Origin of the sequence: Pseudophaeobacter sp. 1A09344 (genome assembly GCF_041008745.1) — a bacterium.
Taxonomy (GTDB): Bacteria; Pseudomonadota; Alphaproteobacteria; order Rhodobacterales; family Rhodobacteraceae; genus Phycobacter; species Phycobacter gallaeciensis_A.
In genome coordinates this window covers 1-1696 of sequence record NZ_JAXGFS010000035.1, presented here as the reverse complement: position 1 = coordinate 1696, position 1696 = coordinate 1, and the positions used below count along the sequence as shown (strand labels likewise).

At 62.4% G+C, this 1696-nt stretch carries 2 protein-coding genes; both read right to left on the bottom strand.

Annotated elements, in window-relative coordinates:
• Positions 1-8 precede the first annotated feature (8 nt).
• Positions 9-938 carry an electron transfer flavoprotein subunit alpha/FixB family protein gene (locus tag SM765_RS22965; protein ID WP_065271506.1) on the bottom strand — a complete coding sequence of 310 codons (930 nt, stop codon included), beginning with the start codon at positions 936-938 and terminating at the stop codon, positions 9-11.
• Entirely contained in the window at positions 938-1696 is a 759-nt protein-coding gene (locus SM765_RS22960; protein ID WP_065271505.1) for an electron transfer flavoprotein subunit beta/FixA family protein, read from the bottom strand. Before SM765_RS22960 ends, SM765_RS22965 begins: the two co-directional genes overlap by 1 nt.

Below are 1696 nucleotides of genomic sequence, written 5' to 3'. Positions count from 1 at the left end.
CAGGGCTTTTAGCCCAGTTTTTCGGTGAGTTCGGGGACGGCCTGGAACAGGTCTGCCACGAGGCCGTAATCGGCAACCTGGAAGATCGGTGCCTCTTCGTCCTTGTTGATGGCGACGATGATCTTGGAGTCCTTCATGCCCGCCAGATGCTGGATCGCGCCGGAGATGCCGACCGCGACATAAAGCTCGGGGGCGACGACCTTGCCGGTCTGACCCACCTGCCAGTCGTTCGGCGCATAGCCGGAATCGACCGCAGCACGGGACGCACCAACCGCAGCGCCCAGCTTGTCCGCCAGACCTTCGATCAGTTTGAAGTCCTCTTCGGAGCCGACACCGCGACCACCGGAGACAACAACGCCAGCCGAGGTCAGCTCGGGGCGGTCGCTTTCGGCAACCTTGTCTTCGACCCATTCGGACAGGCCGGGGTTCTCGGCTGCGCCGGTGGTTTCAACAGCGGCAGAGCCGCCTTCGCCAGCCGCATCAAAGGTCGAAGTCCGGAAGGAGATGACCTTCTTGGCGTCTTTCGACTTCACGGTCTGGATCGCGTTACCGGCGTAGATCGGACGCTCGAAGGTGTCCGCGTCGACAACAGCGGTCACATCCGAGATCACCATCACGTCCAGCAGCGCCGCAACGCGCGGCAGCACGTTCTTGGCATCGGTGGTCGCAGGCGCCACGATGTGGCTGTAATCACCAGCCAGCGACACGATCAGCGCCGCAGTCGGCTCGGCCAGGCGGTGACCCAGCGAGGCGTCCTCGGCGACCAGCACCTTGGCTACGCCGTCGATCTTGGCAGCAGCGTCGCCCGCGGCAGCTGCCGATGCACCGGCACAAAGCACGGTCACATCACCCAGCGCCTTGGAGGCGGAGACAGCCTTGGCGGTGGCGTCCATCGCCAGTTCGCCATTGTTCACTTCAGCAAGGAGAAGAACAGCCATTACACAGCCCCCGCTTCTTTGAGTTTTGCAACCAGTTCGTCAACCGAACCGACCATGATGCCAGCCGAGCGGGCCTGCGGTTCGGTGGTGGAGACGATCTCAAGACGCGGGGAGACGTCGACGCCGTAATCGGCAGCGGTTTTCTCATCCAGCGGCTTTTTCTTCGCCTTCATGATGTTCGGCAGCGAGGCATAACGCGGCTCGTTGAGGCGCAGGTCCACGGTGACGATGGCGGGCATCTTCACAGAGATGGTCTGCAGACCGCCGTCCACCTCGCGGGTGACCTTGGCGCTGTCGCCGTCGATGTCGACTTCGGAGGCAAAGGTGCCCTGCGACCAACCCAGCAGTGCGGACAGCATCTGACCGGTGGCGTTCATGTCGTTGTCGATCGCCTGCTTGCCTGCAAGCACCAGACCGGGCTGCTCTTCCTCGACGACCTTGGCGAGGATCTTGGCCACGGCCAGCGGTTCGATATCGGTGTGCACGTCATCGGCGGCGACAACCAGGATGGCGCGGTCTGCGCCCATGGCCAGCGCGGTGCGCAGGGTTTCCTGTGCCTGTTTCACGCCGATCGAGACCGCAACGACCTCATCCGCCTTACCGGCTTCTTTCAGGCGAATGGCCTCTTCGACGGCGATTTCGTCAAAGGGGTTCATCGACATTTTGACGTTGGCGAGATCGACACCGCTTCCGTCCGCTTTGACGCGGACCTTCACGTTATAGTCAATCACGCGTTTGACAGGCACGAGTACCTTCAT